This window comes from Paenibacillus sp. PastM-3 (assembly GCF_029893965.1).
Lineage (GTDB): Bacteria > Bacillota > Bacilli > Paenibacillales > Paenibacillaceae > Paenibacillus_AQ.
In genome coordinates this window covers 1-7,297 of the sequence record NZ_JARXXP010000061.1, presented here as the reverse complement: position 1 = coordinate 7,297, position 7,297 = coordinate 1, and the positions used below count along the sequence as shown (strand labels likewise).

At 57.4% G+C, this 7,297-nt stretch carries 3 protein-coding genes and 1 pseudogene; 2 read left to right on the top strand and 2 right to left on the bottom strand.

From position 1 onward, the window contains the following. Nucleotides 1–4,086: pseudogene (locus tag M2108_RS31040) on the bottom strand (hypothetical protein); the annotation flags it as partial. 266 nt (nucleotides 4,087–4,352) lie between these two features. Between M2108_RS31040 and M2108_RS31035 the strand changes: the two are divergent. Further along, the gene (locus M2108_RS31035) at nucleotides 4,353–5,450 is read left to right on the top strand and encodes a YheC/YheD family endospore coat-associated protein (RefSeq protein ID WP_277473320.1); all 1,098 of its coding nucleotides are present in this window, start codon (nucleotides 4,353–4,355) and stop codon (nucleotides 5,448–5,450) included. Between the two features lie 90 nt (nucleotides 5,451–5,540). Then, on the top strand, nucleotides 5,541–6,329 hold the full coding sequence (asd, locus tag M2108_RS31030) for an archaetidylserine decarboxylase (RefSeq protein WP_277473319.1): 789 nt from the start codon (nucleotides 5,541–5,543) through the stop codon (nucleotides 6,327–6,329). A gap of 91 nt (nucleotides 6,330–6,420) precedes the next feature. Here the strand turns inward: asd and gpmA are convergent, their stop codons facing one another. Then, complete coding sequence (gpmA, locus tag M2108_RS31025) at nucleotides 6,421–7,170, bottom strand: 2,3-diphosphoglycerate-dependent phosphoglycerate mutase (protein ID WP_090717097.1); 750 nt, start codon at nucleotides 7,168–7,170, stop codon at nucleotides 6,421–6,423. Between the last annotated feature and the right edge of the window lie 127 nt (nucleotides 7,171–7,297).

Below are 7,297 nucleotides of genomic sequence, written 5' to 3'. Positions count from 1 at the left end.
ACCTTCACCGATATGGCGGCCTGCTACCGCATTGTCTGCCAGCTTATCGCCGCTGATACTGCCGTCATCCAGCAGCTCTGCTCCGCGCACTTCGCCAGACAGATGCTCCAGCGTGATCTCACCTTCGCCGATATGGCGGCCTGCTACCGCATTGTCTGCCAGCTTATCGGCATCGATGCTGCCGACAGGCAGCCACTCTGCGCTGCGCACTTCACCGGCCAGATGCTCCAGCGTAATCTCGCCTTCGCCGATATGGCGGCCTTCCACCGCATTGTCTGCCAGCTTATCGCCGCTGATACTGCCGTCATCCAGCAGCTCTGCTCCGCGCACTTCGCTGGACAGATGCGCCAGCGTGATCTCACCTGCACCGATGTGACGGCCTGCTACCGCATTGTCTGCCAGCTTATCGGCACCGATGCCGCCTTCAGGCAGCCACTCTGCGCTGCGGACTTCGCCGGCCAGATGCGCCAGCTTAATCTCACCTTCGCCGATATGACGACCTGTTACGGTATCGTCTGCCAGCTTATCGCCGCTGATACTGCCGTCATCCAGCAGCTCTGCTCCGCGCACTTCACCGGCCAGATGCGCCAGCGTGATCTCACCTGCACCGATATGACGGCCTTCCACCGCATCGTCCGCCAGCTTATCGGCACCGATGCCGCCTTCAGGCAGCCACTCTGCGCTGCGCACTTCGCTGGCCAGATGCGCCAGCGTGATCTCACCTTCACCGATATGACGGGATTCCACCGCATCGTCCGCCAGCTTATCGGCACCGATGCCGCCTTCAGGCAGCCACTCTGCGCTGCGCACTTCGCTGGCCAGATGCGCCAGCGTGATCTCACCTTCACCGATATGACGGGATTCCACCGCATCGTCCGCCAGCTTATCGGCACCGATGCCGCCTTCAGGCAGCCACTCTGCGCTGCGCACTTCGCCGGACAGATGCGCCAGCGTGATCTCACCTTCACCGATATGATGACCTTCCACCGCATCGTTTGCCAGCTTACCTGCGCCAATGCTGCCGTCAGGCAGCCACTCTGCGCTGCGGATTTCGGCGGCCAGATGCTCCAGCGTAATCTCCCCTGCAGCGATATGACGGCCGGTAACTGCATCGTTCACCAAATGACTTCCATACACACTGTCTGCCGCCAAATGGCGGAAGCTAACGGAATCCTCGGCGAGCTTGGAGCCGCCGATACTGCCGTCAGGCAGCAGCTCCGAGGTACGCGCCTCCCCTGACAGATGCTTCAGCGTAATGCTGCCTTTCTTGATATGGCGGCTGTCTACGGCTTCCTTGACCAGATGGTCGCCATACACACTGCCGGGAGCCAGCTTCAGCGGGCCGATGGTGCCATCCGCCAGTTTTTCGGCACTGATGCTGCCGTCGGGAAGCCACTGCGCGCTGATAACCTCCTCAGACAGATGGTCAGGTGTTATTTCGCCTCCGCCAATATGACGGCTGCTTACCGCATCATCCGTCAGATGGCTGCCGTCCACACTGCCGGGCGACAGATGGCGGGAGGTCACAGCCTCATCCGCCAGCTTGGAGCCGCCGACACTGTGCTCAGGCAGAAGCTCGGAGGTGAAGACCTCCTCAGACAGATGATCCAGCGTAATACTGCCGCTGCGGATATGGCGGCTATCCACCGCTTCTTGGATCAGGTGGTCACCGGATACACTGCCGGTAACCAGATGGGAGGCATCAATGGAGCCTTCGGCCAGCTTATCGCCGTCTATGCTGCGCTCAGGCAGCCACTGCGCGCTGCGGACTTCTGCGGCCAGATGCTCCAGGGTGATCTTACCCTCGCCGATATGCCGGCTTGCTACCGCATGATCTGCCAGATGATGGCCTTCCACACTCTCCGGCGACAGATGGCGGGAGCTCACCGCTTCATCGGTCAGCTTGGAGCTGTTGATACTGCTATCCTGTACCTGGATGGAGGATACCGAGCCGGGGAGAATATGCCCGTTCCCGACAGACATCGGCCGGATATGGGCACCGCCGACGCTTCCCGGCGCCAGATGTCTGCTCTGTACAGCGGTATCGCTGATCGAAGCCGGAGCAACAGCTCCCGGAGCCAGATGCTCGGCGGTTACTGCAGCAGGCGCCACCTTGGAGGAAGTCACACTGCCGTCTGCAAGTTTAATGGAAGTAACAGCCAAATCGCTGATTTTGTCAGTAGAAATACTCTCCGGTGATATTTTTAATGAAGTAACAGCATGATCTGCCAGATGATGCGGCTGTACCGCACCCGCCGCCAGATGGACCTCCTTCACTGCTCCGGAAGCCAGCTTATCCCCCGTTACCGCCCCGGCCTGCAGTGCGTTATTGCTTACACTATGCTCAGCCAGATGTCTGCGCTCAACAGCTCCGGGAGCCAGGTGCTCCGTATCCACAACTCCGCCCTTCAGCACACGGCCGCCCACACTGGCATCCGCCAGATGCTTTTCTTCAACGGCACAGATGGCAATATGCTCCCCGCTCACACTTTCCCGGGCGATTGCATTTGCGTTCACCGCACCGCCAGCCAGCTTCGCACCGGTCACCGCTCCGTCCGCGAGTTTGGCTGTAGTCACGCTATGGGGAAGCAGATGCTCAGCAGTGACAGAGTCATGCGCAAGCACTTTGCCGCCTACCGAACCGGCTGCCAGATGGCTTCCCAGTACGGCACCGGCCTGCAGCTGCTCTGAACCGACAGACTCCGCCGCCAGATGGGACTGGTCCACCGCCTCACGCTGTAAATGAGCGGAGGAGACGGACTGCATGGCGATCTGCGGACCGCGGACGGATGACTTGGCCAGATGGCGGGTGGTTACCGCCTCGTCAGCCAGCTTATGCGTCAGAATGCTTTGATCGGCGATTTTGGAGGAGGTGACTGCCTGCTCTACAATCTGGGCTGTCCCTACCGCTCCCTCTGCCAGCTTTACAAACGTAATACTCCGGTCCGCCAGATGGTTCCCGTTAATTTCCCCGTCGCCGATATGCGACCCGTTTACGCTTTCCGGGCTTAAATGCTGGCTCCGTATAGCCTTATCTCCAAGCTGCCTTGCTCCGACTGCGCCATCTGCCAGGTGTGTGCTCTCGATAACGGCGGAACCCAGCTGCTCTTTACCGATCAAACGGCTGGCCAGCTGGTCACGCCCGATCGCCCCCGGAGCCAGGTGCTTCGCCGATACGCTTCCTTCCTTGATATGGCGGCTGTCAATGGCACCTTCAGCGATTTTGTCGCCGCTGATTTCACCGTCGGCGATTTTGTCGCCGGATACCGCATCATCCGCCAGCTTGGAACGGTCAATAATCCCGTTGGCCAAATGCCGGCTGACGATGCTGCTGCTGAGAATTTTCTCGCCGCTTACGGCACCGTCCTCCAGCAGCTCGGAGGTAATCAGCAGCTCGCTTAGATGCCGTCCGGAAATCGAGCGGTCCGCAATCTGCTCCCCGCCGATTGTCCGGTCAGCCAGCTTTTCAGGGCCGATGCTGCCGTTTTTCAGCTTTTCTCCGCCGATAGAATGATCCAGCAGCTTGCCGCCGCTGATGCTGCCTTCTGCCAAATGCTCGCCTGAAATGGATTCGTGGGCAATTTTAGAGGAGGTAACCGCCTTTTCAGCAATGTTGATGCTCTGTACCGCATAATCCTGCAGCCACGGTGTACCGATAATGCCGAATTTAAGCTTGGACCCGTCAATCGTGCGGGGGGCAATTTTGGAGCCGGTAACCGCCGCTTCGGAAATGTCATCGGTATAGACCTTCTGCAGCCGTTCCTTTTCTGTCAGCAGCGGTTCAGCAGGAATGCTTACCCGGACGTCCGTCTCGCTCAGGGGCGGAGCCTTGACTGCAGTCTGTTGCTGCGGAGCCGGTTCAACTGTAACAGCTTCTGCCGGAGCCGGAAGCTCCGCCGTGTCTACCCCGCTGACCAGCAGGGTCACTGCCGTCATATCCTCCAACGTATCCGTTTCCCCGGTTAATAGATCCCCCTGTACTCTTTGACCGCTACGCATCCTGCTCAGTTCTGTTTTATTGGGATTATCCACATAATAAAGAGGCCGTTTGGATTGGTTATGCCGGTTCTTCCTGGAGCCCTTCACAAGCAGTCTCCTCCTTCCATCGATTGTTTCTCCTTGGCATCATATGCAGTGGAATAGGCGGATGACACCCTTTTACACTAGGCCCGGCATGGTTTAGCAGCGCAACATTTATCTTTTTTAACCGGATATCCCCTTCTTCTATATAAAAAAGGGCATCTGCCGCCGCGCATTCGTCCATCCTCAAGCCCCAGTACAAACATACAATGCTAGAGAAGCGGAACCGCCGTCACAGGGCGTCATTTCAGAAGCTAACAGGAGGAACGAACATGGGGCAAAAGCTCGTGGGGATACTGCTAAATGCCGCTATGCACCGGGGCGTTCCCCGGTTAAAAACGGGACAGGAGTCGCTTGCGGTCTACGAGGAGGCTGCTGCCGGATATGGAATGGTCCCCTGCTTCCTGCAACTGTCCGACATCAATCTTGAACCTGGATTCAGCGTGGCTTACGTGAAAGGCCTTCAGGGATACCAGCGGACCGTCGTCCCGACGCCGGCCGTCATTCATAACAGGGCCATTTTCAGCCCGGGCAGTACCGGGATCGAACGGCTGCTGGGGCAGGGCCTCCTGATTTTTAATACATGCAACCGTTATGGAAAAGATCAGATTCATAGTCTGCTGCAGCAGAATGAGGAATTGCGGGTATTCTTGCCAGACTCTGCAGCCGGGCTGGCCGGACTCAGGGATATGGTAAACCGCCATCAGGATCTCATTCTCAAGCCGTGCCGCGGGAGTGTCGGGAAGGGCGTTATGCGCCTGTCGCGAAAAAGCGGTACCCGGCGCTGGATCTGGACTTATCTTCCTTCCGGGTCCCGCCGCTATGTCAGCAGAAGCGTCAGCCAGGAGAATCTGCACAGGGTACTTCGGGCACGCTTCGCTGCCATGCCTTATCTAGTGCAGGAGCGCATTCCGCTGGCTGAAATGAACGGCCGCCCCTTTGATCTGCGTGTCACTGTACAGCGCGGCTGGGGCGGAGACTGGCAGGTAACCGGCATGTTCGCCAAACTTGCGGTACCGGGAGGCTTCGTCTCCAATATCGCCAGGGGCGGCGAAGCGTTCAGCGCCTCTGCGGTGCTGGAGCAGGTCTTCGGCGGTGAGGCGGCTGCAAGCATCCGCATGTCCATCCAGATGCTCAGCCTCTCAATTGCACGCCAGCTGGAGATAAGCCTGCCCGGGCTGGCCGATATCGGGCTGGATATCGGCATCACCAAAGACCGGCGCCTGTACTTTATTGAGTGCAACGGGCGCGACCAGCGGTACGGCTTTCAAAAGGCCGGACTCAGCGACACCTGGAAGGACAGCTACCGCAGACCCATGGGCTATGCCCGTTTCCTGCTGGATGACCCCTCCAGATATATCCGTTATTGATTTGTCTCCTATTCTATGTCAATATAATGCAGAGCAGTAACGGCCCCGGTTAACGGGACCGTTACTCTGCAAGACGGAAGGGAGATAATCATGGTTAAACAATTGCTGCGGCTGATGACCGAGCTGTCTTCGCATAGGTGGCTTTCCCGGTTAATGGGGGCTTTTTCCCATAGCAGACTCAGCCGTTTTTTGATCCCAACATTTATACGGACTTATCATATTCCTGCCACCGAAGCGGAGAAGTCGTCCGGAGAGTATCACACGCTGAATGAATTTTTCAGCCGCAGGCTGAAGCCGGGCATGCGCCAGATCGCAGAAGGCGCAGGCGCCGTGGCAAGTCCCGTAGACGCTCTGATCACCGCGATGGGCGAGATTCATTCCGGAACCATTATGAATGTCAAGGGTCAGGATTACCTGCTGGAGGAGCTGCTCAACCACTCACCGCATCAGGAGCTTTACAAAAGAGGCTTCTTTTTCGTCCTGTACCTCAGTCCAACCGATTACCACCGTATTCACTCGCCGCTTACCGGACACCGGATTGAGAGCGATTATATCCGCGGACGGGCATATCCAGTCAACGAATTCGGCATGAGACATATGAAATGCGTGCTGAGCCGCAACGAACGGCTCATTACTTATATTGCCGGAGCAAACGGTGAGGCCGCCGTTGTGAAGGTGGGCGCGATGAATGTCAGCAGTATCCGCTATTCGGATGAGCAGGCTGATCAGTGGCTGATCGGAGATGACCTCGCCTATTTTGAATTCGGTTCCACAGTAGTACTGCTGCTTGAGAACGGTACCTTTACCCCGCGTCCCGGACTTGCGGAAGGAACCAAGGTCAGGATGGGTGAACTGCTCGGAACGCAGAGCAGGCCTTAGCTTGAATCCCGTTATCTTTGCAAAAAGGGTACTCCATCTGCCGGTTAAGGCAGGGAGCACCCTTTTTTTGTGGATTGATCCTCAGGCTCCGTTATTCCATTACCTTGCCCGGATTGGCTACATCGCGGGCCTTCTCCTGTACCTCTTCAGGAACCCCGAGATAAAAACGGCTGACCGGCTTCACGTCATCATCCAGCTTGTAGACAAGCGGGACTCCGGTGGGCACATTCAGATTCAGCAGGGTCGGCTCATCCAGATCCTCCATGAATTTAATCAGTGCCCGCAGCGTGTTGCCATGGGCCGAGATCAGCACACGCTCCTTCTTGCGGATCAGCGGCACAATCCGGTTGTTCCAGAAATCGCCGACACGCCCGACAGTATCCTGCAGACTCTCACCGCGCGGGATATCACCTTGGCGGACCTCCTTGTAGCGGACATCGTTGCGGGCATACCGCGGATCATCCGGCGTGAGCAGCGGCGGACGGACGGACAGGCTGCGCCGCCAGATATGCAGCTGCTCTTCCCCGTATTTAACGGCAGTTTCGCTTTTGCTCAGCCCCTGCAGCGCTCCGTAATGCCGTTCGTTCAGCTTCCATGATTTCTGCACCGGAATCCAGAGCAGGTCCATCTCCTCGAGCACATAGTTCAGCGTCTTGATCGAGCGCTTCAACACAGAAGCAAAAGCAAGATCGAAAGAGTAGCCCGCCTCCCGGAGCAGCTTGCCGGCGGCCTTGGCCTCCTGAACCCCTTTTTCCGTCAAATCCGGATCACTCCAGCCCGTAAAAAGGTTCTGGCGGTTGTATTCGCTCTCTCCATGCCGTATCAACACGATTTCGTACATACTCTCTCTCCTTTACCCTTTGGCTCATTTGCTTGGATCGTCTACACTTAGTTGGACATAAAAAATAAGGGCTTGTAGAATAAACCTATCAAGTTAAGGAGCGGAACTCTACAATGCCAAAACAACA